The organism is Pradoshia sp., from assembly GCF_051873915.1.
Lineage (GTDB): Bacteria > Bacillota > Bacilli > Bacillales > Pradoshiaceae > Pradoshia.
Genome location: NZ_JBJEFJ010000203.1, coordinates 1 through 24,675, shown reverse-complemented (window position 1 = coordinate 24,675; position 24,675 = coordinate 1). Strand labels below are relative to the sequence as shown.

Below are 24,675 nucleotides of genomic sequence, written 5' to 3'. Positions count from 1 at the left end.
CACTCCCAATCCAATTGTACAGTAAAACGGATAGCAGCTTCCCTTTTTATTCAAAAGCAACAATCTTTACAAACAGCCTTTTAAAAAGAGGCCATTCATTTCTCAATAAACTTAACAATATAATTAATAAAACCATTAACCTCCTCTTCATAGAAAGGACGATGTACGATGAAAACTGGTTTATTGGCCATCATTTTAGGCTCGTTGTTCTCGATGGGCTTAGAAGGGTGCTTAGCCCAAAAGGACCTGATGAAAGAACGAACACTGGAGGGAATCATCGTTTCAAAGCCAGGAGATTTTACTGAGTTTGGTAATCCGAATGAGTTTGAGCCGATCGATTTATCAACGCTCGAGGCCTTTCAAGGGGTCATCGACCGAGCCGAGAAAATGGAAGGCACGGTTGAATTAGGCGATCCTGAATATGAAGTAAAAATCGAAGACAACCGTGGACGAAACCAAACTATCATGCTTTGGGTGGGAGAAGAAGGCGAAAAAAGCGCCTTGGCGGTCAAAGGGAACTCCTCCGTCATCTACACAGTCAGTGAAGAGGATACGGCCATCCTTCACCAATTGTTCGTTTCCCTCTTCGATACGACATATGAGACTTCCAATCGGCCTTTATGGAGTATCCAGAGGTTGTAGAAGACGCGCTCGAAGAATTACGGCTTGAAACCGAGGAAAAAGGATTACTGCTCTTTGAAGATTTTTCTCTTAGCCCTTACCGCATCTTCTATCTTCATCATTTATCCATTGGATCGGAGTGAGGTTTTATGCTATTTCTTTTCAAGTAGAAAGTAACTTATGTATCAAAAACAATACACTGGCAATTGAAAAGACCATCAAATAACCGTAGGGTTTTGATGGTCTCTTCAAGCATTTTCCTTATTTAAATCTAATTAATCAACAGTATTTATGACTTTTCACTCATAAATACTTCCGATTCACATTCTTCCCATCATAGCTGAACACAATCTCCTTGCCCTCCAACACCGTCTCAATATGAACCGTCCGCCCCCATAAATAATGAAGATGCGGCAATACCTTCTCCAAATACTTCACATCCAGCTCAATATCCTCAAACCAATGCTTCAAGTACAGCTCGCCGTTCTTGAGGTAATCCCCGTCATTAACCGTAATATACGGGAAGCCGCCGTTAACACGCATGCTGACGAGCTGGTCGCGCACAGATTTCCAGTCCTTATCGACGATCTTGTAATCGCGGCCTTTCTTCTGGAAGAGATACATATCCTCGCGCATGACCAGGTCCTTCGTGAGGTAATTGCGGAGGAAGGAAATATCTGATTCAATTTCGCGGACTTCAAACATTTTCTCGCGGCCAGAGTTTGGCTTGACGCCGCGCTTCTTCATTTCTTCTGTCGGGTTATTGTACCGCTCCTCGATGTCCTCAAAAATTTTGATGCCGAGGTAATACGGGTTGATTCCTGTCTTTGACGGCTGCACGACTCCTGCATTAAGCTTTGCGAATTCGATGGATTCCCCGCTCGTGAGATCAAGCTCGCGGAGGATGCGCTGATGCCAATAGCTTGCCCAGCCTTCGTTCATAATCTTTGTCTCCAGCTGCGGCCAGAAATAGAGCATTTCCTCACGCATCATCGTCAGGATATCACGCTGCCAATTTTCGAGTGTGCGGCTGTATTGTTCAATGAACAAAAGGATATCCTTTTCAGGCCTTGGCGGGAATTTCTTTGTCTTTTTCTTCTTCTCTGGCTTCTTGTTCGTATCCATGCTCCATAGATCATCATAGGGCGTGACAATATGAGGCGATTCATCCTCTGTATCCTCTTCATCCATCGTCCAGCTCAGCTTTGGCCGTAATAAGGATGGATCTATATGCTCTTCAATAGAGAGTACGGAGTCGAGAAATTTTTCCACTTCAAGCTTGCCGTATTCAATTTCATATTGCCTGACCCTTTCTGCAGTTGCGGCCATGCTTTCGACCATATCCCGTTTCGTGTTTGTGAAACGGATATTATTCTTAAAGAAATCGCAATGCGCCAACACGTGGGCAACAATCAGTTTATTTTGAATCAAGGAATTGCTGTCGAGCAGGAAGGCATAGCACGGGTTCGAGTTAATGACTAGTTCATATATTTTGCTTAAACCGACATCATAATGCAGCTTCATCTTGAAAAATTGTTTACCAAAGCTCCAATGGGAATATCGAGTCGGCATGCCGTAGGCACCAAAGGTATAAATGATTTCAGGTGGACAAATTTCATAGCGCATCGGATAAAAGTCGAGTCCAAATCCTTGCGCAATCTCGGTTATCTCTTTGATGGCATACTCTAAATTCTTGTGTTCATCTGCTATCATTTTCGTTACACCTCCACTATAAGTCCTTATATCAATGTATGAGGAAGTAGCCCGAAAATGACGCAAGCCTTCGTTATTTCTACCGCAAACGAAGTGCTTCCTTAAGGAGAATCCAGCCGATATCACGGTTTGCCTTCCACTCTGCTTCAAACTCCCGCAAAGGGACCTCCGTATTTTCTCGTTCAGTCCCGATTTCAATTGTCATCGCTGGGATTTTATATTCTTCAATTAGCCAATCCGTAAATCCAGACCCTACAGCATGTTTATCCGGCTTAGAGAGTCGATAGCCCGTTCTTTCCGCAACAATCTTGGCAATTCGGTAATCCCGGTCCTTCTGCAAGCCGTGCGTTCGATAATGCCAGAAGATTTCCTGACCTGTACTGTGATAGGCTGCGGAGATGGCCGGCCGAATTATTTTCGTAAATTCGGCAAGTGCCTCTGTTTCTGGCTCACTTAAAGGTGATTTTCCTTTATAGAATTGATAAGAGGGGCGCTGGATTCCCGTATTGATTTCCATCCACCCAGCCGGATATTGGCGGTTTAAATCCACTCCCCTTCCATTGGCCTTCCACTTGGTAAATGAAAAAGAAAGGTGATTCATTTTCCACAAACCTATTCGTTCCTTCCATGGAATGTCTGTGAAATCCCCTTGCTGGATTGCCACCCCGTCCGGATTGACCATTGGTACAATCCAGATGGTCCCTGCATCCAGTAACGGCGCCTCATTACTATCAGCGGCATAAAGAGCTGCCATCTTCATCAACAGCATTGAGGTCATCCATTCCCTCGCATGATGGGCACCGCTTAGCAGGATAACCTTCTTGCCTGTTCCGATTCTTACGGCATACAGCTCACGGCCATAGACAGATTTGCCAATCGAGCATAAAAAGATTTTATCCGGATATCGACTCTGAAGTAACACCAAGTCATGCTCCAAATCATTATATGTATAAGGAGAATCTGCCAAAGCGATTGTCGATTCCCCAAGCAGAAAATACATGAACAAGCTAAGCAGCAAGACCATTGGCAGTATGGCGCTTCTATACCTTCCGTACGTCAAGTTTCTCATTTAACAAACCGCCCAACTTTTACAGGGTGATAAAAAAGACCCTTTGAACAAACTATTGTTAACTCCTCGACATGAAGGAGAGTGATTACATTGAACAAGGTTGATTACGACCGGGCACTGTACTATACACACCGCTCAGAATGGGATAATCTCCTCATTCTGATGGTGCGGACACATGACCACTTTTTGTCCAAGAAAATTGAACATTTCTTGCATGCCTATCACTTTTCGAAGGATTATCGCTCCATCGAAAAGACGCTGACTGACCTTTTGCAATATATTGACCACGCCACCTTCCTTCCTTATGAGGAAGAGTGGGCAAATCAAACATTCTAGTTATCGTTATTTTTTTCTGTGGTGGGAAAATTATACGGCTAAATGCGAACAATGCGAACAAGGCAAAAAAGAGAGTTGGCAGTAGCCAACTCTCCTTTGCATTACATAGGATTAGATTTGTTCAACCTTTTCCATCATTTCATTCATGAATTGTTGAAGTTTTTGTTCACTTGCTTGTTTGCTGTCATCCTTTACGGCAAAGTAGAACTTGATTTTAGGCTCTGTACCGGATGGACGCAAGCAAACCCATGATTCATCCTCAAAGAAATATTTGATGACATTGGACTTTGGAAGATGGATTTCAGATGTATTGCCTGTGGCGATTTCTGTTCTTACACTCTCTTTGTAATCCTCCACAGCTGTTACTTTTACACCGGACAGTGATGCAAGCGGAGTGCTTCGGAATTGGGAAAGTATGTGCTGAATCTTCTCAGCGCCTTCTTTTCCTTTCAGTGTTAAGGAACGCATGCCTTCTAAATAGTAACCATGTTTCTCATATAGATCTTGAAGGGCTTCATAAACGGTCTTGCCTTGGCGTTTGTAGTGTGCACAAATCTCAACGGCCATTACGGCAGCTTGGACAGCATCTTTATCGCGTGCAAAATCTTTAATTAAGGAGCCGTAGCTTTCCTCATATCCGAAGAGGAAGGCATATTCGCCGGATTCCTCGTATTGCTTAATTTTCTCCCCGATAAATTTGAAGCCGGTTAAAACATCCTCCGTCTTCATGCCATAGCTGGAGGCGATTTTACGGCCAAATTCAGATGTAACGATGGTTTTGAAGACAATCCCATTAGATGGAAGCTCGCCTTTTTCTTTCTTTTGGGAAAGAATATAGTCAAGGAATAATGCACCTGTCTGGTTTCCAGTCAATACGGTGTATTCACCGCTCTCATCTTTAACCGCCACACCAACACGGTCTGCATCCGGGTCTGTTCCCACAAGAATATCCGCATTTGTTTCCTTACCTTTTTGAATGGCAAGCTTAAATGCTGCATGTTCTTCAGGGTTTGGAGAAGATACAGTAGAGAATTCAGGGTCTGGAAGCTCCTGCTCCTTAACAACCGCTACATTCTCATAGCCGAGGTCAGCAAGGGCGCGGCGTACAGATAAATTCGCTGTACCATGAAGCGGGGTGAAGACCACATGCACATCAACTTCCTTAGACAAATTAGGCTGTTCAGAAATGGTTAATACCTTCTCATTGTAGGCATCATCCACTTCTGGTCCGATGATTTTAATCAACCCTTTATCCTGCAGGGATTTCTCGTCTTCTACCTTAATGGCTAATTCATTTTCAATCGCATTAACCAGCTCGATTAAATGGTCAGCATCAAGCGGTGGAAGCTGACCGCCATCTTCATTGTATACTTTGTAACCATTGTATTCAGGAGGATTATGACTCGCTGTAATGACAATTCCGCCGGCTGCTTTTAGATGGCGAACGGCAAAGGATAGCTCCGGAGTCGGGCGAAGGCTGTCAAATACAAATGCTTGAATGCCATTCGTCGCTAATGTCTTTGCAGCTTCCATTGCGAACTCAGGAGATTTGTGTCTAGAATCATACGCGATAACGACACCGCGTTTCTTTGCTTCCTCACCATGCTCTCCGATATAGGAGGCAAAGCCTTGAGTCGCCTTACGGATTGTGTAAATGTTCATGCGGTTTGTACCGACGCCGATTTCTCCGCGCATACCGCCTGTGCCGAATTCCAGGTTCTTATAGAAAGCATCCTCAAGAGCTTTCTCATCATCTGCAAGAGCCGTCAATTTCTCTTGCAATTCTTTATCTAAATCCAGATAATCATTCCATTTTTTATAGGTTGCTTTCCAATCCATTTTGGTAACTCCTCCCAAATAAGACAACTTGTAATATACCTTAATATTACTAAAAATTACGCACAAAATGAATATTATTTAGAAATATCAATTATTTAAAAATATGGCAATTTTACATCATCTTTTATACTTGACTTCATACAAATCCTTCCGTCTGTCCTTCAGCTGACGAACTGTCCCGGAAAGACGCTGCCTTCTTAAGATTTCCAAATCGACATCGCCAATTAAGACCATTTCAATATTGGCATTCGTCTCCCCGACTACACCATCTCGGGCAAATTCAAAATCAGACGGGGCAAATATGCCTGATTGTGCATATTGAATATCCATATTCTCCGTCTGCGGGAGATTGCCTACCGTACCAGAAATGACTGTGTAAACTTGATTCTCTACCGCTCTCGCCTGCGCACAGTATTTAACGCGTAAAAACCCTTGCCGGTCCTCGGTACAAAACGGAGTAAAGATGATATTTGCTCCCTTATCTGTCGCAATCCGGGCAAGCTCTGGGAATTCTATGTCATAGCATATGAGCATGGAGATCTTCCCGCAGTCTGTATCAAATACATTCACTTCATCACCGGCGCTGATTCCCCACCACTTGCGTTCATTTGGCGTAATGTGAAGCTTGTACTGCTTCTCAATTGTTCCATCTCTTCTGAATAAATAAGCGATATTATAGATATTTTCATCCTTTTCCTTCACAAAGTGAGAACCGCCGATAATATTGATGTTATAGCGGACTGCAAGTGTTGTGAACAGCTCAATATATGGCTCTGTGAAGTCTGTCACCTTGCGTACTGCCTGGCTTGGTGATTTCTCATCCAAGAAGGACATCAGCTGTGTGGTCATGATTTCCGGAAAGACGGCAAAATCAGATTCCGCATCAGCTGCTACATCCACAAAGTATTCCACCTGGCTGGCAAAATCCTCAAAGGATGTGATTTTCCTCATCATATATTGCACGACACAGATACGCACCGGAAGGGCAGTCTTATAGAACCTTTTTGTTTGAGGATGGTAATCGACATTGTTCCATTCCATTAATGTCGCATACTTCTGGGAGGCCAGGTCATCCTCTAAGTAATTGGGATTAATACGCATTAAAGTAAATTCATTTAATAGCTGAAATGATAAAACGGGGTCATAAATTTTATGTAAACGCACTTGCTCCACATATTCTCTTGGGCTCATTTCACTTGAATATTTATGATAATTCGGAATGCGACCGCCGATAATGATGCTCTTTAAGTTCAGCCTCCGGGCAAGCTCCTTCCTTTCCTCATATAAGCGATAGCCGACCTTCATCTTGCGGTATTTTGGGTGAACCATTACTTCGATTCCATATAAATTGTATCCATCCGGATTATGATTGGTGATATATCCGTCATCTGTAATATCGGACCAAGTATGACGGTCATCATATTCATCGAAATTGATAATCAAGCTTGAACAGGAGCCAATAATCTCACCATTCAGCTCCGCACAGAATTGTCCCTCTGGGAAAATCTCCAAATGGCTTTCTAAATGCTCTCTCTTCCAAGGCTCCATCCCCGGAAAACATATCGCTTGCAGTTTAATGATTGCATCAATATCCTTCCGCTGTGTCTGCCTGATCTCTAGCCTATGCTCAAACTTCGTTAAATCCAGCTCTTCAGTCATGAACCTTCACTCCTTCTTCCACCTTAACCAATGCTTCTTTTTATTCCCATACATTTTCCCTTTTCAGATTTTCCGTAAACCAGGTGGAATAAGTATTGCTCGGTTTATTCCATTTAGCTGAGAGGATTTCCTCCTCCTGCCTTGTACGATGTAATAAATCGCCCTTAAATGACGACTCCTCAGATACTCTATTTTGATATTACAGGCTAACCAGAGCTGCTCCGAGTCTTTCTCTAGTCAAGCTGCTCCCCAGCTAAAAAAGCAGCCAATGCATCCATTCCTCCATCAAAAAAAGCGAAGCATACGCATTTTTAGCGTCTACTTCGCTTCCATCTTTATTTCCTAAAATGATAGACAATCGACTCCCATGGGCGCAGGTTTGTCTCGCCATCGGCTGATCGTGACTCTACATCCTCATAGTTGCCAATTAATCGATCACCCTTAAGTCCCCTTAAGCTGTCCGGCCACTCCACAGTCAGCTCATCTGCAGTGAAGTTATTTAAAACTAGCAGGGTTTCATTCTCATAATGCCTCAAATAGGCAAATAGAGATGTGCTATCCTCGTGAATCAATTCAAAGCTTCCCTCTACCATGATAGGAAGGCGCTTGCGCATCGCAATCAATTCCTTGTAATAATAGAAAATGGAATTCTTATCTTCCATCGCTTGCTTCGCATTAATCTCATGGTAATTCGGGTTTACCCCAATCCATGGGGTTCCATCGGTAAATCCGGCATTTTCGCGTTCATCCCACTGCATAGGGGTGCGGGCGTTATCACGGCTCTTCGCATGAATCCCCTTCATTAATTCGACTTGGTCAAAGCCTTTGGCTATCCGTTCATTGTACATATTGATTGTTTCAATATCTCGATAATCTTCTATAGAAGGGAACTGGACGTTTGTCATCCCAATTTCTTCACCCTGATAAATATATGGTGTACCCTGCATAAAATGAAGGCAGGTAGCAAGCATTTTCGCAGATTCAACCCTGTACTTCCCATCATCTCCAAAACGGGAAACGACCCTTGGCTGGTCATGGTTATCCCAATACAGACTATTCCATCCGCGTCCATGGAGGTCCGTTTGCCATTTAGCAAGAATTTTCTTTAAGCGTACCAAATCAAGCGGCGCTACATCCCATTTTCCAAGAGGACCTGAATCGACATCCATATGTTCAAATTGGAATATCATATTAAGCTCCTTGCGTTCAGGGTTTGTATAAAGAACACCATGCTCCGGAGTTACACCGCCTGTCTCTCCTACTGTCATGATGTCATAGCGGGAGAGAACCTGCTCATTCATCTCTTGGAGGAATTCATGTACTCTCGGACCATTCATATAGTACTGTGCACCAGAGGCATATTCGGATCCTGGCTCCACGTTCCCATCCGGCAGACCTGGAACCTTGGAGATCATGTTGATGACATCCATCCGGAATCCGTCTACTCCTTTATCAAGCCAGAATTTCATTAACTCATAAACTTCAGAACGGACTTTTTCATTCTCCCAGTTTAAATCCGGCTGCTTTTTGGAGAATAGGTGCAGATAATAATCACCAGTAGGTTCATTGTACTCCCATACAGAGCCGCTAAAGAAGGACTCCCAGTTATTCGGCTCCCTCCCATTCTTTCCATCACGCCATACATAATAATCTCGGTAAGGATTATCCTTTGATTTCCGTGCCTCCACAAACCATGGATGTTCATCAGAGCTATGGTTAACCACAAGGTCCATCACGAGCCTGATGCCGCGTTTATGCATTTCATCAAGCATCCGCTCCCAATCCTCCATCGTCCCGAACTCATCCATGATTGCACGATAATCACTAATATCATATCCATTATCATCATTAGGAGACTGGTAGACCGGTGAAAGCCATACAACCTCCACCCCTAATGCTGTTAAGTAATCTAATTTTGCGGTAATCCCAGGAATGTCTCCAATGCCGTCTCCATTTGAATCCATGAAACTTCTCGGATAAATTTGATAAACAACTGCATCTTTCCACCATTGCTTTTCCAATTGCCTGCTCCTTTCTATATAAAAGATAGCCTATGCCTCCCAAACATATGAAGCGCTTACAAAAAATCTTCTACTTTGAAACTCACAAACGATTCATACCAATCTCTCATGTTGTTCAGCACTTTATGTAAGAGTGTTTCTTTTTACAATACTATGATATCATACTATAATTTGAGAAAGAGACTAGAAGGCGGTATTAGATGAAAAAATTAATCAATCGTGAAAACGCGTTATTCCTCGCCTTTGCTGCAGGATTAATCGCAACGTTGGGAAGCTTATATTTTTCGGAAATTAAAGGATATGAGCCATGCACACTGTGTTGGTATCAACGGATTTTGATGTATCCGTTCACGATTATCCTCGCCATTGCCATCATCAAGAAGGATTATGAAATTGCGCTTTATACGAGTGTACTGTCATTCATCGGCGCATGTATATCCACCTACCATGTATTAATTCAAAAGGTTCCATATTTCACCGAAAAAGCAGCTTCATGCGGGCGGATTCCTTGTACAGGCGACTATATTAACTGGTTTGGTTTTGTGACCATCCCTGTACTCGCGCTCACAGCCTTTCTCATTATCTTTATCTGCAGTATCTATGTTTTGAAAACAAATAAAGGGGAGTCTAAATGAAAAAAGTATTCATCTTCTCTGCTGTAGTCATTTTAATTTTCGCTGTCATTGCCATCCTAACGAACCAGCAGAAGGCAGAAAAAACAGCTGGCAATCCGTATGGCACCGACAATCTCAAATCTTCCACCGTAGACCTGCTCGATGATGAGAACTATCAAAATATCATCACTCCAGATGAGTTAGACCAGAAATTAGAAGAAGAGGGATCAGCCATTGTTTACTTCTTCAGTCCCGAATGTATCCATTGCATGAATACGACACCAGTCCTCATGCCTGTAGCAGATGAAATGGACGAGCAAGTGGACCAATATAATCTGCTTGAATACGAGAATGGCTGGAATGAATTTAACATCCAGTCGACACCAACACTTGTGAAATTTGAAAACGGCAAGGAGACAAGCCGAATCGTCGGTGAACATTCAAAAGAAGAATTTGAGGAATGGTTCCAGGCCAATAAATAATCTAAAAACAAAGAGGCAGGGATTCCCTGCCTCTTTTCACGTTACTGTACTTCCACCTTCACATGGTCCATTGCATTATACCCATAACCCTTTCGATTCCAAAATGCCTTCCGTTCTTGGCTTCTGCCTGTGGAATCTGTTGCCTTTGATAGAATCGAATATTCCCCCTTACCTGGAGGAATCCATTCATATTGCCAGGAGACCCATTCATATGGCAAACCAGTTGAATGAATTCGGGCTTCATTCCAGCTCTGCCCATCATTCACACTAATTTGAACGCTCGTAATCATTCCCTCTCCCGTCCAGGCTATCCCCCTGATGGTCACCCTTCCACCGCTCAGTATCTCCATATCAAGCGGACTTTGGATCGTGGAGTTGATATTCTGCACAGTCACAGGATAAGAGCCCTCATCTGTGTCCTTGCTGGGATAATACATATAATCATTCGCTTGAAACGGGCCTTTGAATGCTGTTTCTATTACGCTGATTTGACGAATCCATTTGACTGAGGCCATCGCATACCACCCTGGCACAATCAGCCTTAATGGATATCCATGCTTATAAGAAAGCGGCTGACCATTGTATTCATAAGCTATCAGCGTATCTGGATGGATAGCCTTGGCCACGGGTAAGCTTCGAGCATATGGATAATCCTTCTTCGAATCCTTACGGAAACCATGATCATACCCTTTCACGACAATCTCTGATGCCTGGCTGCTGATTCCCGCCTGCTCAAGAATATAGACTAAGGGCACTCCCCTCCAATATCCTTGACTAATGGCTCCCTTTCCCCACTGCTCTCCATAGGTTTTCGGTTCAAACAGCCTTCTTTTATTGCCTGCACACTCAAGGGTGACTTTTAACGTCTTGGCAGGAAAACGATATAAATCAGGTAAAGATATGCTCCATGGTCGCTTGACTAAACCTCCGACAAGAAGACGGTAATTAGCCTGATTCAATGCTGGGTAAGCAAAGTGGTTTCGCCGGAAGAACTGATAGTTATTCATTGTATCACCCTGCAGGAATTCAAGGGGTGTCTCCTGATTCTCCGGTAATAATCCTCTAGTCGTCAATGACGGCTTAACGGTATATTTTCTCTCAGGCATACCTTCCTCCAGCTTGTCATGATTACTATAGATATATGTGCAATCCCCTTCTTTTAGACATAGGCGGCCTCTCCAAGAATTAAATTAAATACGTGTTGGCAGCCTTCGTTTATTCATTTGAAAGCATCAGTGGTCTGTCCTCTCCAATAATTGAACGAAAAAAGATTTGTGAAATGTATTTCGAAACTGAGGATAAGAATCGTTCGAAATAAAACTTGAAGAATGGCATGTCATAAAAAAGAATTAAGCCTTAATATTCATGGATTAAGGCATTTCACCTTATGCCTTAATAGTGTTAGTATAAATGTATTGCCAGCGGCCAAATAAAGAAATCCGCCTCCAAAACGATGGAAGCGGACTCAATGCAAGGTCTATTAAATTAAATACGTATTGGCAGCCTTTGTCGGGTGATCGGGTAAGTCTAAATCTCGTACATCCCCAAAAAACTGCTCATGATTGAATGGGAAAAACACCCCAAGTTCGTTCAGTATCCGTGAATTACGGTTGAATAACTCAACCGCTTTATCGGTTGTCTGATGTTCCTCTAGAATAATCAGGATTGTTTGCAGGCAAGCCATAATCTCAAAGGCACCCTTTAATGTGCCTGCATGGGAATTGGCACCCGGCAAGGCTAAAACGCTGTTCTTCTTAAAGACTTCAATATCAGCATCAGAGAAAAAACAAGGGAAAACTTCCTTATACAATCTGTTAACGGCATGACGCATTTCTTCTTCCTGCAATTGGAATGAACCTTGTACAATTTTCATGATGCATCAACCTTTCTATGGTGCAGGTGAACCAGCCCCTCACCTTTAAGATACCATAGATTAACAGAGGACTAATAATGATAAAGCTTGCGAAAATGAGGGAAACTTATGCTCGAAATAAATAAAACTGACAAATTTGCTAATATTGCTATACCCGATAATTGGAACGGCAGAACCATTGAAAATCTGTTGAAGGAAGAGCTTCATGTGCCGAAAAAAATGCTCCATCAATGGCGTATGAACAAGAGCCTATATTATAAGGAAGAAACTCATCCTTGGAGTGTAAAAATAACAGCTGGAGAGACTCTCTCCATCCCGATTTATGAAGAGGAGGAAAACCCTATCCCGCCTTTTGACCTCCCCCTCTCCATCCTTTATGAGGATGAGGATATTCTCGTCATCAATAAGCCAGCAGGCCTTAATACTCACCCGGTTAATGAGAAAGATACAAAAACACTCTTAAATGCTGTATCTCATTATTTCTTGGTCAAAGGCATCCAAACAAAGCCTCGGCATATTCACCGCTTGGATAAGGATACATCAGGGGCTATTCTTTTTGCTAAGCACGCCTATGCAGGCGCTCTTCTGGATGCAGCATTGGCAGAAGGCCTTATTAAGCGGACATATGCGGCACTCGTTTGCGGAATCGTCCAAAAAGAAGCTGGGACAGTGGACGCACCTATCGGCCGAGATCGCCATCGTGCAGGAAAAATGCGCGTCTCCCCTTCCGGTAAACAAGCCATCACCCATTATAAGGTAATAAAACGAATGAAGCCGGATCATCTGACACTCGTTTCTTGCCGCTTGGAAACTGGACGCACCCATCAAATACGTGTTCATATGAGCCATATTGGACATCCTCTTGCTGGTGATGTGCTCTATGGAGGAAGAAAGTACGCCCATATGAACGGCCAGGCCCTTCATGCGTACAGGCTTAATTTCCTGCAGCCATTAACAAGGCAGAAGCTTCAGGTAGAAAGTCCGCTTCCTTGGTCATAGCCATACAATAAAAAGCGCTCAAGGAATTTCTCCCTCGAGCGCTTCAAGCATTTCCGATAAGAACCTTTATTCATGTATTTGTTAAGCTGTTTTGCTAACAGCTTTCATAATCATGCTGACGATGAAAATCAAGATAATCGCACCGATTAACGCTGGGATAATCGCATAGCCTGCAAGAGTTGGTCCCATTTCACCAAAGATTGCTGTACCCAACCAAGAACCAACGACACCCGCGATGATATTACCGATGATGCCTCCTGGTACGTCACGACCAATGATCAAGCTTGCTACCCAACCTAATAATCCACCTACGATTAATGATATAATAAATTCCATGTTTATTTCCTCCTTAAATTTTTATCAATTTGGCCTTTTAAGCCATAACCTAGATATTTCCTGTTTCAAAGAAAGTCTTTCTAGAACTCATCATTAGAGTTTGCCGACCGGCTTATTTATATCCCTAAATTCGAGTGACTTGATTTTAACTTTATTATTCCTTTGATGTGATCATTCAATTCCATGAATCAGGTTCTATCGAGTATTCAATAACGGCGCCGTTTGTACTCTATAAATTCCCGAGATTACCGCCCTTAAACATTTATGCCAAAGATTTCATTTTTAATTTTGTAAGTAGATTAGACGGTTGAAGGGAAGGGTATAGAGGATATTTTGGTGTGGCAGATGAAGTTAAATCATAAAAAAAAGAGGGAATGACTCCCTCTCTTCCTTAAAACTTAAAATGATCTGGATGCTGACCAAATCGTTCATTCATATTTAATTGATTCAACACCTTCATGTCTTCCGGACTCAACGTAAAATCAAAAACATCCGCATTCTCGACGATTCGTTCTGGGGTCACCGACTTAGGAATAACCACCAGTTCGTTTTGCAAATGCCATCTAATAATAATCTGAGCAGGAGTCTTCCCATGCTTCTTAGCCAAATACTCAATGGTCGGCTCCTTAAGCAAGTGGCCTCGGCCAAGCGGCGACCATGATTCTATTTGTATATTCTTCTCTTCGCAATAGTCTCTGAGCTCTACTTGTGTCAAACGAGGATGAAGCTCCACTTGATTCACCGCAGGTACGAGCGAGCTGTTCTCTAAAAGCTTGTCCAAATGATGGATTTGGAAATTACTTACTCCAGCTGCCTTGATGAGGCCTTCCTCATATAATTTCTCAAACGCTCTCCAAGTATCAAGGAAACGATCTCCAACCGGCCAGTGAATTAAATATAAATCTAAATATTCGACATCAAGCTCCTTTAGTGTTTTCTTGAATGCATTCAAGGTGGATTCATAGCCCTGATCTGTATTCCATACCTTTGAGGTGATGAAGATATCCTCTCTATTAAGACCTGAAAGCTTGATTCCTTCTCCAACACCTGATTCATTTTGGTAAAAGGATGCGGTATCAATTAGTCTGTATCCAGCTTTAAGGGCTGTTTCCACTGCTGTTGTTACCTCTGTTCCATTTTCTGCTTTGTACACACCTAATCCGAATTGGGGCATTTTAACTCCATTATTCAATCGTACACTTGTCTCAATCGTCTTCATATTTTCCACCTCTTTTGAATATTTATGTAATTTAAGCCAACAGGAGACTTCCACCCTCCTATCCTATATACTATAAGTAATATGTCTAGATTGCATATATCTGAACTTATGAAACACTTAATAGATGACAAAAACTGATACAATGCGTGGTTTGCTGGGTGATTTGTCGATGAACTGCCATTTGACTTTTCCGAGATTCAGTTTATAATTCAATATTGTTATTCCTTTTTATCGTGAATTTTACAGGCATTATAAGATGCTAAATTCCTATATTTTTAAACTTAGAGGTGAAACAATGCGTGCATTTAACAACACACTAAAGAATAGTGTAAGTGGACCTGTTGGTTTCCTAATTGTCGCTGTGGTCCTATTTTGGATCAAGACATATGCAGGGTATGTTGTAGAATTCAATTTAGGAATATCCAATTCGATGCAGGAGTTCTTGCTTCTGTTTAACCCAATAAGCACAGGTGTTATTTTCTTTAGTTTAGCTTTATTCGCCAAGGGCAGAAAATCATTCATCTGGATGATTATCATCAACCTTTTGCTATCAATCGTACAGTATGCCAATATTGTCTACTATCGATTCTTTAATGATTTCATTACTTGGCCGACTTTAACACAAACATCTAATATCAGTCTTGACGGAGGGATGATGGGAAGCATTGCTGAATTGCTTCACATTTATGACCCACTGTATTTTGCAGATACAATCATTTTGATCCTTTTAGTTGTTTTCAAGAAATTTAAACCAAGCGAAGGAAGACTTAAGTTCCGCAAAACTGCTGCTGTCATGGCGACCGGTGCGGCACTTTTGGTCATCAATATCCTGCTTGCTGAAATTGACCGTCCACAATTATTGACTAGAACGTTCGACCGCAACTACCTTGTGAAATATTTAGGGACGTACAATTACACCATCTATGATGGATTGAAAACAATGAAAACTACCGCACAGAAAGCTTCGGCGGATTCTGATGACCTAGTTGAGGTACAGAACTTCGTACAGGCTAATTATGCTGAACCGAATGATAAGTATTTCGGTATAGCCGAAGGAAAAAATGTCATTTATATTCATCTTGAGTCCTTCCAGAATTTCTTGATTGACTATCAATTAAATGGAGAAGAAGTCACGCCGTTTATTAACTCAATGGCTAAAGACAAAAATACCTTGTATTTTAATAACTTCTACCATCAAACAGGACAAGGCAAGACATCTGACTCAGAGATGCTGCTTGAGAACTCCCTGTTTGGATTGCCTCAAGGATCTGCTATGACAACGAATGGTACGAACACCTACCAGTCTGCAGCAGCCATCTTAGAGCAATCGAAAGGCTACTCTTCTGCCGTCTTCCACGGAAATACGAAGACATTCTGGAATCGTGATGAGATTTATAAGTCATGGGGTGTCCAAAACTTCTTCGATTCCAGCTATTATGATATGAATGAGGAGGATGTTGTTAGTTACGGTCTAAAGGATAAACCGTTCTTTGAACAGTCTATGGAGTATTTAGAATCACTCCCACAGCCGTTCTATACGAAATTCATTACTGTAACACACCACTTCCCATACACGATTGATGAGGAAGACGCAACAATCGGGCCAGCTGCAACCGGTGACGGATCTGTAGACCGTTACTTCCAGACAGCCCGCTATATGGACGAAGCCATTGAGGAATTCGTTCAAGACCTGAAAGAATCTGGTCTATACGACAACTCTATTCTAGTATTCTACGGTGACCATTATGGAATTTCTGAAAACCATAATGAAGCAATGGCTGAGATTCTCGGTCAGGAAGAAATCACTGAATTTGATAACGCTGAGCTTCAAAAAGTACCACTTCTTATCCACATCCCTGGAGTAGAAGGCGGCGTTCAATCTCAATATGGCGGTCAAGTTGACCTGCTTCCAACACTCATGCACTTGCTTGGTGTTGAATCAGATGATTATATTCAATTGGGTACTGACCTTCTATCAGAAGACCATAATGAAATCGTACCATTCCGTAATGGTAACTTTATGAGCCCTACCATCAATAAGATTAATGGTAAGTTTTATGACTCTGAAGGTAATTTGATGGAAGAAACAGAAGAAGCCTCCCAAATGGCAGATTACGCACAGACCATGCTTGATATGTCTGATAAGGTCATCTATGGTGATTTATTGCGATTCTACAAACCAGATGGATTCACGGCTGTAGATAGATCTAAATATAATTATAATATTGACCAAGGTGAATCCACTGATTCACCTGCGACAGAAGAAACAATGGAAACCGAATAAAAGATAAAGGCAGCTGCACACCGGATGCTTCTGGTGAGTCAGCTGCCTTTTTGTATTTTCTGGTTCAAATCACCTTGATTGGGTACAATACCTTTATGCAAAAACCATCGGAGATCCGTTTAATCAGGTTTTAAATGTTACAAATGTTACAGAAGATTACCTTAATGTAAATTCATTGTAAATGAATATTACGTTAAACATACTTATTGTAAAGATTTTATGAATTACACATTTTTTCTTTTCAACAGTTTCCAAAAGGATTAAAATTAGTTAGCGTCAAAAAAGTTATTTTTTATTGTCGAAAGAAAGTGGAGGTAATTATGGTATTCAAATCAAAAAAGGACAAATTCGCAGTCATGCTGTTGAACATTTCCTCAAACTTAAAAGAGGCTTCTGATTATTTTGCTGACTATAAATTAAAGAACATTAGCGACTTAAAAATATTCGCCGATACAATGAAGCAATATGAAACAACTGGAGATGAGCATGTTCATGAAGTAATCAAAGAATTGAACAATGCCTTCATTACGCCAATCGAGCGTGAAGACATCTTAATGCTTGCCATGACAATGGATGATGTTCTTGATGGATTAGAGCACTGCTCTGCCCTTTTTGAAATGTATTCAATCGTGAATGCAAATGAATACATGCTTAAATTTGTAGATGAGATTCGCAATGCAGCACACGAAATTGATCGTGCGGTTGACTTGCTGACAGTGAAGAAATTGAACGATATCCGTCCAATCGCTATCAAGATCAAGGAACATGAGTCCGATTGCGATACATTGCACCGTCAATCTGTTAAACATTTGTTCAGTGTTGAGAAGGATCCTATCCGTATCATTCAATATAAAGAAATTTACGAGAACCTTGAAGAGATCGCAGACTACTGCCAATCCGTAGCGAACACACTTGAAACAATCGTTATGAAAAACGCTTAATGAAAGGTTTTTAAACAATCATGGATACATTATTAATTATAACCGTCTTAATCGTGATCTTAGCCTTGTCTTTTGACTTCATTAACGGGTTTCACGATACAGCTAATGCCATTGCTACTGCGGTTTCAACGAAAGCTTTAAAACCAAGACATGCTATTTTGATGGCCGCTATCATGAACTTTGTCGGTGCGATGACATTTACAGGGGTTGCGAAAACCATTACAAAGGATATCGTGGACCCATTTACATTAGATAACGGCTCTGTCGTCATCATGGCTGCATTGATTTCAGCTATTGCCTGGAACTTAATTACATGGTATTACGGAATTCCAAGCAGTTCCTCCCATGCCATCATCGGATCCATTGCTGGTGCAGCAATCGCCGCTGCCGGCTTTGGCGCGATTCATTTTGATGGATTCATAAAGATTATCTTTGCCTTATTATTCTCACCAATCATTGCCTTTGTTGTCGGATATATTGTCTACAGCATATTCAAGATTGTCTTTAAAAACAATAATCTAACGAAGACGAATAAGCGTTTCCGTTACCTGCAAATTGGAACGGCTGCCCTGCAGGCTTATTCCCATGGTACAAATGATGCCCAAAAAGCAATGGGAATTATCACCCTTGCTCTCATCTCCAACGGGTTTGTAACATCTACAGATATCCCGACTTGGGTTCAAGTATCCTGTGCGACGGCAATGGGGCTTGGTACATCTGTCGGCGGTTGGAGAATTATTAAAACCGTAGGCGGCAATATTATGAAAATCCGCCCAATCAACGGTGTAGCAGCTGATATGTCATCTGCAGCTATCATTTTCGGTGCAACCTTCATTCACCTTCCTGTCAGTACGACACACGTCATTTCCTCATCCATCATGGGTGTGGGTGCGTCACATCGTGTCAAAGGAGTTAAATGGAGTACGGCACAGCGTATGATCATCACTTGGATTATCACAATGCCAATCGCAGCAACACTTGCTGGGATTATATACTTAATCTTGGATTTATTCTTTTAATCATATCGGGTATCCTTTCCTAAATGGAAGGGGTACCTTTTTTTGTGCCAACTGTCCTCAACAGCTCCAATAATAGCCCTTTTTCTCCTACATCCACTTCCATTTCCTGTATAATATAATTATATTGGATACATTAAAGGAGCATAAAAGATGGAGAAGGAATTTCATTCAAAGGATTATTTCAATGAAGTGTACGCTAACTTGGATGAATTCGCAGAGCAGGTCAGCACCCTCATTGGCTGCCCGATTACGATAGAAGATTCAAGTCACCAGCTTCTTGCATATAGTACTCACAGTGATATCACTGATGAGGCCCGAATCCTCACCATCATGGGACGAAGAGTACCAGAGAAAGTCATCAATGCCCTCTGGAAGGAAGGAACAATCCCTGCCCTGCTCGGCAGCAGCGAGCCCATTATCATCCCCCAAAAACAGCAGATTGGATTAGGCAAACGAGTTGCCATATCGATTCGAAAGAATGAGAATGTCCTCGGATTTATTTGGGCTGCCCTTAATTCAGAATCAGACCTTACAGCTGAGGAACTCAACATTCTAAAATTAGCCGCCAAGGAAGCCAAAAATCAATTATTGCTCGTCCAGTCGCGAAGGAAACGAAAAGAAGAAAGCTATCAGGAATTCTTTTGGAAGCTGCTCACCGGCCATTATGCTTCTGAGAGGGAGCTTCGCACTCAATTGGCGCGTTTCTCTTTTGTTCTTCCACCCCAATACTGTATCATTGCCTTTCAATTTGAGCAGGTCATAACAGCAGATACGGAAAAGCATATTCAATACCTAGTCAACACCACTCAAAAGGTAAACACGATTTTCCAAACTGTTGACTCTGACAAGTTCATCCTGCTGGGCGATTCCTCAACTCCTGATTCATCCCAAGCAATCAGCTCCTTTATTAAATCATTTATAGACAATATGCAGGAGCGCTTTGGCATCCGGGTGGCAGCAGGTGGATTCGGTAGAAGCTGCAGCCAGCTCATTGATGCTCAAATAAGCTATATGGAAGCCATTAGCGTCATCAATCTCAAGAAGAGATACAAACAAGAACTCGCCGCCATCTTTGATTACAACCTGCTCGGCATCTATCAATATCTTGAAACTCTCCATAAACAGCATTCAAGCCAGCATCAATTACCAGAAGGTCTTCGTATTTTGAATGAATATGACTTAAAACACCAGACAGACCTGTTTTATACGCTTGAAACCTTTTTAACTGAACCGAATGAGGCAGCATCACTCCTCCATATTCACTCCAATACCTTATCCTACCGCTTAAGAAGAATCTCAGAGATCAGCGGTTATGATTTAAAGGACACGAATATACGAGCCTATCTCTTAATTGAATTCAAGCTGGCAAGATTTGAATAAAGCGTTTAAGATTTGTCTTTTTTCACAAATTGTTCTTTTTTCTTTTTCTCTTTTTCACATATAATTATCTGAAAATTACTATTATAATATTGGTACAAACGTATGTCTGGAGGAGAAGAAATGCGAATTGGAATACCTAAAGAAATCAAAAACAACGAAAACCGAGTTGCCATCACTCCAGCGGGTGTATTAACCTTCACAAGCGCCGGCCATGAAGTATTGGTCGAAACATCTGCCGGTCTTGGCAGCGGATTTACGGATGCTGATTATGAAGCAGCGGGGGCTGTGATTACAAATGTTCAGGAAGTATGGACAAGAGCAGAAATGGTCATGAAAGTAAAGGAACCTATTCAAGAAGAATACCATTATTTCCGGCCTGGCCTTATCCTATTCACATACTTGCATTTAGCGGCAGAACCAGCCTTAACGAAGGCATTAATCGATAATCAAGTCTTCTCAATTGCCTACGAAACCGTCAAGAGCGGAAATAAACTCCCATTGCTGACACCAATGAGCGAGGTCGCAGGCAGAATGGCAGCCCAGATTGGAGCCCATTTCCTCGAAAAGCCGGAAGGCGGCAAAGGGGTTCTTCTAAGCGGAGTTCCTGGAGTAAAGCGTGGTAAGGTTACGATTATTGGAGGCGGGGTTGTAGGCATGAACGCTGCTAAAGTGGCTATCGGTCTTGGGGCAGATGTCACCATTATCGACCTTAACCCAGACCGTCTGCGTGAGATTGATGATATATTTGGCAACCAAGTCTCAACCTTGATCTCTAATACACTCAATATTGCCAACGCCATTGCTGAATCAGACCTCGTTATCGGAGCTGTCCTCATTCCAGGAGCAAAGGCGCCTAAGCTTGTCACAGATGCAATGGTCCAAGCCATGACACCTGGTTCTGTGATTGTGGATGTTGCTATCGACCAAGGAGGTATTTTCGAGACAGCTGACCATATATCCACACATGACCAGCCAACTTATGTGAAGCACGGAGTTGTTCATTATGCCGTTGCCAATATGCCAGGTGCTGTCCCTCGTACTTCTACGATAGCCCTGACAAATGTGACGATTCCTTATGCCGTTCAGATCGCTAATAAAGGTGCCCTAAAGGCCGTACAAGAGAATCCTAGCCTTGCTGAAGGCGTAAACACCCTCAATGGACATGTTACGTATGAGGCGGTTGCACGCGATCTAGGCTATGCCTATAAACCACTTAAAGAAGCTAGTGCCCATCATCCGGTACAGCCGGCATAATAAATCAAAGGCCGCCCATCATATGATGGACGGCCTTCTTTCATTCAGCTTCTAACCAGCGGCATACTCATGCAGCGCGGGCCCCCCCTGCCTCTAGAAAGCTCTGCGCTTGGAACCTCAATGACCTCAATCCCATACTCCGTTAAAAGCTCATTAGTAACCTGATTACGATCATAGGTGATGACCACTCCAGGGGCAATAGCCAGTGTATTAGATCCGTCATTCCATTGCTCTCTTGGCGAGAAAATCGAATCTCCTCCTCCACATGGAATCAGAGCTATTTCCGGTAAATGCAAGGCCTCCTTCAAGGTCTCTGATAAATTTGTTCTCCTTGCTATCTGCACCTCGTTCTCACTATCGAGCTCAAGCAGGAAAATATTCATTTGTCCATTTAATCCTTCAATTTCCGGATGAATCGTAAATTTATCCTGGTCCACCATCGTGAATACCGTATCTAAGTGCATAAAAGCCCGTTTCTTTGGTATTTCAACCGCCATAACCTTCTTATAGGAATTATCCGCTCCAAGCAGATTATGAGCCAATTGCTCAATCGCCCTTGCTGATGTGCGTTCGCTAACGCCAATAGCAACAACCTCCTCGCTCAAGACAAGAATATCCCCGCCTTCCATTGCAAATGGATAAGTGCGCTGCAGCCATTGTGGATGATGATTTATACAATAATTCGGATGATACTTCATAATGAATTCCCAAAAGAGCGATTCTCGTTTCCGTGCTGATGTCGACATCTTATGAATGGTCAAGCCCTCTCCTATAACAGCTGCTGCATCCCGCGTGAAATACAGATTTGGAAGCGGATCAATATAGAAAGGATAATGGGCAGACAATAAGTCATCTAAATGAAGCTTTTGATAATGGTCAAGATCTTTCTTGAGAACTCCCTCCATCAATTTCTTGACCAGCTCTGTTGGAGGAAGCGAATCCAAATATTCCCGCAATGCCTTGTATCCTTTATGCAGATGATTCTTGCTTTCCTTCAAAAAAGCCTCAATTAACTCTCCTTTTACCACCTCATCGAGAAGGGATTCTTCTACCAATTTTTCCAAATAAACCACTTCTGTTCCCCGCTCCTTCAAAACAGCAGCAAAGGCATCATGCTCCTTTTGCATAGTAGGTAAGAAAGGAATATCGTCAAATAACAGCCTCTCCATATTAGATGGAATAAGATGTTCTATTTCCTTCCCTGGTCTGTGTAATAGTACGCGTTCAAGCTTCCCTATTTCCGTCGTGACATGAAGACTCTTTCTCGTTTTCTCCAAACAAAGACCCCCTTGACTTCCCTATTCTTTCCTTTTAGTTTACCATAATATTTTTCCCATTTCTGGATACAACTTGAATTAAAGAGTCCAATTTATGTAAAAACGAAAATACGCTATATTGACATAAAAATATGTGGTAAACTAATCACAGTTTTTCCTTTGTATAAATATACAGATGAAAGCTGTATGAGCGACCTGTTTTCAAGGAAATTTCATAACCTAGCCAAATTGTTGAATATTTATGAATATTTTTATTTTGGTAAAGCGTTAAAAAATGATTGTTTATTTGGCTAAATTTTTTTACAATAACATTTGTATATTTTTAATGAAGGATAAGGAGAGGTTAAATTTATGTCAGCAAATGCTCAGGCACTAAATAATAAAAAGCATCCTCCCGGGCTCTACCTGCTATTCCTGACAGAAATGTGGGAAAGGTTCAGCTACTACGGTATGCGTGCCATCTTAATTCTATATTTAACAACAGAGCTTGTTAGCGGCGGTCTAGGAATTGACAGCTCAGTCGCACTAAGCATCTATGGTTTCTATACTGGGGCCGTTTATTTCACTCCGCTTGTCGGCGGATGGTTAGCAGACCGCTACTTAGGTCACCGTCTATCCATCACAATCGGCGGTACCTTAATGGCACTAGGGAATATTGCCCTTTTTGCTCACCAAAGCAGATTGGCCTTATTCATTGGATTGCTTTTATTGATCATTGGTAATGGTTTCTTCAAACCAAACATCTCTACATTGCTTGGAGATTTATATAAAGGGAATGAATCCCGCCGTGATGCTGGATTCACAATCTTCTACATGGGAATTAACCTCGGTGCATTCTTTGCTCCATTATTGATTGGTTTCCTTTCTGAAGACCTATTCGCTTCTACAGTGAACGGTGTTATGCACTACGGATTCCGTTACGGATTCTTGGCTTCTGCAATTGGTATGATTATCGGTCAAGTAATCTTCAACCTTTTAGCGAACAAATACCTTGGCGACATTGGTAAACGTCCTGCTACTATTGAAGTGGCAGACGGCAAGGAAATTAAAAACAACAAGCCGCTTACTCGCGGTGAGAAACAACGCACATGGGTTATTATCATCATCACTTGCTTTGTCGTGTTCTTCTGGGCTGGTTTCGAGCAAGCAGGAAGCTCTTTAACCCTTTATACAAAGGACTTCGTTGATCGTGAAGTATTCGGCTGGACGATGCCAATCTCTTGGTTCCAATCATTAAATCCATTCTTCATCGTACTATTGGCACCGGCTATTTCCGCCCTTTGGGTGAAGCTTGCAAACTCTAAACGCGGAGATATCCCAGTACCGACTAAGATGGCTATGGGTATGATTACACTAGGTTTAGGTTATATCGTTCTTCTATTCGCGGTATTCCAAACAGGTAACGATGCTGCGACAATGGCACAAAAAGCGAACATGATGTTCATCATCGTGACTTACTTGATGCACACACTCGGTGAGTTGTTCTTATCACCAGTTGGTCTTTCTTTAGTAAGTAGAATCGCTCCAGTGAAATTAGCTTCCTTGCTTATGGGTGTATGGCTTGCCTCTTCCGGTATTGCAAACATTCTTGCTGGGCAGCTTGCAGCGTTCACTCAATCACTTGGATACTTTGAAGTATTCGCCGTGATCGGCGGATTGGCAATCTTCTTCGGTCTATTGCTATTGGCATTGTCTAAGAAGCTTGTTGCTATGATGGAAACAGAATAATGGATTCTATA

The 24,675-nt window shown here is 42.1% G+C and carries 21 protein-coding genes; 11 read left to right on the top strand and 10 right to left on the bottom strand.

Features of this window, described 5'->3' with window-relative positions; translation table 11 throughout:
• The first annotated feature begins 168 nt into the window (after positions 1 to 168).
• Complete coding sequence (locus tag ACI35L_RS17610) at positions 169 to 642, top strand: hypothetical protein (RefSeq protein ID WP_049672006.1); 474 nt, start codon at positions 169 to 171, stop codon at positions 640 to 642.
• A 282-nt stretch (positions 643 to 924) separates the two neighbouring features.
• Here ACI35L_RS17610 and ACI35L_RS17605 read toward each other — a convergent pair whose 3' ends face one another.
• Entirely contained in the window at positions 925 to 2,334 is a 1,410-nt protein-coding gene (locus ACI35L_RS17605) for a SpoVR family protein (RefSeq protein ID WP_049672007.1), read from the bottom strand.
• A gap of 79 nt (positions 2,335 to 2,413) precedes the next feature.
• Positions 2,414 to 3,403, bottom strand: coding sequence for a M14 family zinc carboxypeptidase (locus ACI35L_RS17600; RefSeq protein WP_082197181.1), 990 nt, complete (start codon positions 3,401 to 3,403; stop codon positions 2,414 to 2,416).
• 90 nt (positions 3,404 to 3,493) lie between these two features.
• Between ACI35L_RS17600 and ACI35L_RS17595 the strand changes: the two genes are divergently transcribed.
• The gene (locus tag ACI35L_RS17595; RefSeq protein ID WP_049672008.1) at positions 3,494 to 3,739 is read left to right on the top strand and encodes a YhdB family protein; all 246 of its coding nucleotides are present in this window, start codon (positions 3,494 to 3,496) and stop codon (positions 3,737 to 3,739) included.
• A 111-nt stretch (positions 3,740 to 3,850) separates the two neighbouring features.
• Here the strand turns inward: ACI35L_RS17595 and ACI35L_RS17590 are convergent, their stop codons facing one another.
• From ACI35L_RS17590 to ACI35L_RS17580, 3 genes are all read right to left on the bottom strand, one after another.
• Entirely contained in the window at positions 3,851 to 5,578 is a 1,728-nt protein-coding gene (locus ACI35L_RS17590; RefSeq protein WP_439803450.1) for a phospho-sugar mutase, read from the bottom strand.
• A gap of 117 nt (positions 5,579 to 5,695) precedes the next feature.
• The gene (locus ACI35L_RS17585; protein WP_049672010.1) at positions 5,696 to 7,237 is read right to left on the bottom strand and encodes a carbon-nitrogen hydrolase family protein; all 1,542 of its coding nucleotides are present in this window, start codon (positions 7,235 to 7,237) and stop codon (positions 5,696 to 5,698) included.
• Positions 7,238 to 7,572: 335 nt separating this feature from the next.
• On the bottom strand, positions 7,573 to 9,258 hold the full coding sequence (locus tag ACI35L_RS17580; RefSeq protein ID WP_439803449.1) for a glycoside hydrolase family 13 protein: 1,686 nt from the start codon (positions 9,256 to 9,258) through the stop codon (positions 7,573 to 7,575).
• A gap of 200 nt (positions 9,259 to 9,458) precedes the next feature.
• Between ACI35L_RS17580 and ACI35L_RS17575 the strand changes: the two genes are divergently transcribed.
• Together ACI35L_RS17575 and ACI35L_RS17570 are read left to right on the top strand one after the other, a co-directional pair.
• The gene (locus tag ACI35L_RS17575) at positions 9,459 to 9,893 is read left to right on the top strand and encodes a disulfide oxidoreductase (RefSeq protein WP_049672012.1); all 435 of its coding nucleotides are present in this window, start codon (positions 9,459 to 9,461) and stop codon (positions 9,891 to 9,893) included.
• Positions 9,890 to 10,354: a thioredoxin family protein gene (locus tag ACI35L_RS17570; protein ID WP_439803448.1), complete on the top strand. Its 465-nt coding sequence runs from the start codon at positions 9,890 to 9,892 to the stop codon at positions 10,352 to 10,354. Before ACI35L_RS17575 ends, ACI35L_RS17570 begins: the two co-directional genes overlap by 4 nt.
• Before the next feature lie 41 nt (positions 10,355 to 10,395).
• Here ACI35L_RS17570 and ACI35L_RS17565 read toward each other — a convergent pair whose 3' ends face one another.
• Together ACI35L_RS17565 and ACI35L_RS17560 are read right to left on the bottom strand one after the other, a co-directional pair.
• Positions 10,396 to 11,460 carry a sulfite oxidase gene (locus ACI35L_RS17565; protein WP_049672014.1) on the bottom strand — a complete coding sequence of 355 codons (1,065 nt, stop codon included), beginning with the start codon at positions 11,458 to 11,460 and terminating at the stop codon, positions 10,396 to 10,398.
• 374 nt (positions 11,461 to 11,834) lie between these two features.
• The gene (locus ACI35L_RS17560) at positions 11,835 to 12,227 is read right to left on the bottom strand and encodes a DUF5365 family protein (RefSeq protein WP_049672015.1); all 393 of its coding nucleotides are present in this window, start codon (positions 12,225 to 12,227) and stop codon (positions 11,835 to 11,837) included.
• 108 nt (positions 12,228 to 12,335) lie between these two features.
• Here ACI35L_RS17560 and ACI35L_RS17555 point away from each other — a divergent pair, with 108 nt between their 5' ends.
• On the top strand, positions 12,336 to 13,226 hold the full coding sequence (locus ACI35L_RS17555; protein ID WP_049672016.1) for an RluA family pseudouridine synthase: 891 nt from the start codon (positions 12,336 to 12,338) through the stop codon (positions 13,224 to 13,226).
• A gap of 81 nt (positions 13,227 to 13,307) precedes the next feature.
• Here ACI35L_RS17555 and ACI35L_RS17550 read toward each other — a convergent pair whose 3' ends face one another.
• Both ACI35L_RS17550 and ACI35L_RS17545 read right to left on the bottom strand, forming a co-directional pair.
• Positions 13,308 to 13,562, bottom strand: coding sequence for a GlsB/YeaQ/YmgE family stress response membrane protein (locus tag ACI35L_RS17550; protein ID WP_049672017.1), 255 nt, complete (start codon positions 13,560 to 13,562; stop codon positions 13,308 to 13,310).
• Between the two features lie 391 nt (positions 13,563 to 13,953).
• Positions 13,954 to 14,781, bottom strand: coding sequence for an aldo/keto reductase (locus tag ACI35L_RS17545; protein WP_439803447.1), 828 nt, complete (start codon positions 14,779 to 14,781; stop codon positions 13,954 to 13,956).
• 295 nt (positions 14,782 to 15,076) lie between these two features.
• Between ACI35L_RS17545 and ACI35L_RS17540 the strand changes: the two genes are divergently transcribed.
• The 5 genes from ACI35L_RS17540 to ald all read left to right on the top strand — a co-directional run bounded on the left by ACI35L_RS17540 (position 15,077) and on the right by ald (position 21,659).
• On the top strand, positions 15,077 to 17,065 hold the full coding sequence (locus ACI35L_RS17540) for an LTA synthase family protein (RefSeq protein ID WP_439803446.1): 1,989 nt from the start codon (positions 15,077 to 15,079) through the stop codon (positions 17,063 to 17,065).
• 320 nt (positions 17,066 to 17,385) lie between these two features.
• Positions 17,386 to 18,006, top strand: coding sequence for a DUF47 domain-containing protein (locus ACI35L_RS17535; protein ID WP_049672019.1), 621 nt, complete (start codon positions 17,386 to 17,388; stop codon positions 18,004 to 18,006).
• Between the two features lie 20 nt (positions 18,007 to 18,026).
• Positions 18,027 to 19,025: an inorganic phosphate transporter gene (locus ACI35L_RS17530; protein WP_049672020.1), complete on the top strand. Its 999-nt coding sequence runs from the start codon at positions 18,027 to 18,029 to the stop codon at positions 19,023 to 19,025.
• A 150-nt stretch (positions 19,026 to 19,175) separates the two neighbouring features.
• A complete protein-coding gene (locus ACI35L_RS17525) occupies positions 19,176 to 20,405 on the top strand; it encodes a PucR family transcriptional regulator (protein ID WP_049672021.1) in 1,230 nt (409 codons plus the stop codon).
• Positions 20,406 to 20,525: 120 nt separating this feature from the next.
• Complete coding sequence (gene ald / locus ACI35L_RS17520) at positions 20,526 to 21,659, top strand: alanine dehydrogenase (RefSeq protein WP_049672022.1); 1,134 nt, start codon at positions 20,526 to 20,528, stop codon at positions 21,657 to 21,659.
• Positions 21,660 to 21,703: 44 nt separating this feature from the next.
• Here ald and arcA read toward each other — a convergent pair whose 3' ends face one another.
• Positions 21,704 to 22,936 (bottom strand): arginine deiminase, encoded by a 1,233-nt coding sequence (gene arcA, locus ACI35L_RS17515; RefSeq protein WP_439803445.1) that lies wholly within the window; start codon positions 22,934 to 22,936, stop codon positions 21,704 to 21,706.
• A 351-nt stretch (positions 22,937 to 23,287) separates the two neighbouring features.
• On the opposite strand from arcA, the gene ACI35L_RS17510 reads away from it, so the two are divergent.
• The gene (locus ACI35L_RS17510; protein ID WP_439803444.1) at positions 23,288 to 24,664 is read left to right on the top strand and encodes a peptide MFS transporter; all 1,377 of its coding nucleotides are present in this window, start codon (positions 23,288 to 23,290) and stop codon (positions 24,662 to 24,664) included.
• Positions 24,665 to 24,675: the final 11 nt, after the last annotated feature.

What these genes read in the sequence shown, in the direction of transcription:
- ald (WP_049672022.1), top strand. Translation starts at nt 20,526, where the DNA reads ATGCGAATTGGAATACCTAAAGAAATCAAAAACAACGAAAACCGAGTT.
- ACI35L_RS17510 (WP_439803444.1), top strand. Translation starts at nt 23,288, where the DNA reads ATGTCAGCAAATGCTCAGGCACTAAATAATAAAAAGCATCCTCCCGGG.
- ACI35L_RS17610 (WP_049672006.1), top strand. Translation starts at nt 169, where the DNA reads ATGAAAACTGGTTTATTGGCCATCATTTTAGGCTCGTTGTTCTCGATG.
- ACI35L_RS17570 (WP_439803448.1), top strand. Translation starts at nt 9,890, where the DNA reads ATGAAAAAAGTATTCATCTTCTCTGCTGTAGTCATTTTAATTTTCGCT.
- ACI35L_RS17540 (WP_439803446.1), top strand. Translation starts at nt 15,077, where the DNA reads ATGCGTGCATTTAACAACACACTAAAGAATAGTGTAAGTGGACCTGTT.
- ACI35L_RS17525 (WP_049672021.1), top strand. Translation starts at nt 19,176, where the DNA reads ATGGAGAAGGAATTTCATTCAAAGGATTATTTCAATGAAGTGTACGCT.
- ACI35L_RS17535 (WP_049672019.1), top strand. Translation starts at nt 17,386, where the DNA reads ATGGTATTCAAATCAAAAAAGGACAAATTCGCAGTCATGCTGTTGAAC.
- ACI35L_RS17560 (WP_049672015.1), bottom strand. Translation starts at nt 12,227, where the DNA reads ATGAAAATTGTACAAGGTTCATTCCAATTGCAGGAAGAAGAAATGCGT.
- ACI35L_RS17605 (WP_049672007.1), bottom strand. Translation starts at nt 2,334, where the DNA reads ATGATAGCAGATGAACACAAGAATTTAGAGTATGCCATCAAAGAGATA.
- ACI35L_RS17555 (WP_049672016.1), top strand. Translation starts at nt 12,336, where the DNA reads ATGCTCGAAATAAATAAAACTGACAAATTTGCTAATATTGCTATACCC.
- ACI35L_RS17565 (WP_049672014.1), bottom strand. Translation starts at nt 11,460, where the DNA reads ATGCCTGAGAGAAAATATACCGTTAAGCCGTCATTGACGACTAGAGGA.
- ACI35L_RS17590 (WP_439803450.1), bottom strand. Translation starts at nt 5,578, where the DNA reads ATGGATTGGAAAGCAACCTATAAAAAATGGAATGATTATCTGGATTTA.
- ACI35L_RS17530 (WP_049672020.1), top strand. Translation starts at nt 18,027, where the DNA reads ATGGATACATTATTAATTATAACCGTCTTAATCGTGATCTTAGCCTTG.
- ACI35L_RS17550 (WP_049672017.1), bottom strand. Translation starts at nt 13,562, where the DNA reads ATGGAATTTATTATATCATTAATCGTAGGTGGATTATTAGGTTGGGTA.
- ACI35L_RS17545 (WP_439803447.1), bottom strand. Translation starts at nt 14,781, where the DNA reads ATGAAGACGATTGAGACAAGTGTACGATTGAATAATGGAGTTAAAATG.
- ACI35L_RS17585 (WP_049672010.1), bottom strand. Translation starts at nt 7,237, where the DNA reads ATGACTGAAGAGCTGGATTTAACGAAGTTTGAGCATAGGCTAGAGATC.
- ACI35L_RS17600 (WP_082197181.1), bottom strand. Translation starts at nt 3,403, where the DNA reads ATGAGAAACTTGACGTACGGAAGGTATAGAAGCGCCATACTGCCAATG.
- ACI35L_RS17575 (WP_049672012.1), top strand. Translation starts at nt 9,459, where the DNA reads ATGAAAAAATTAATCAATCGTGAAAACGCGTTATTCCTCGCCTTTGCT.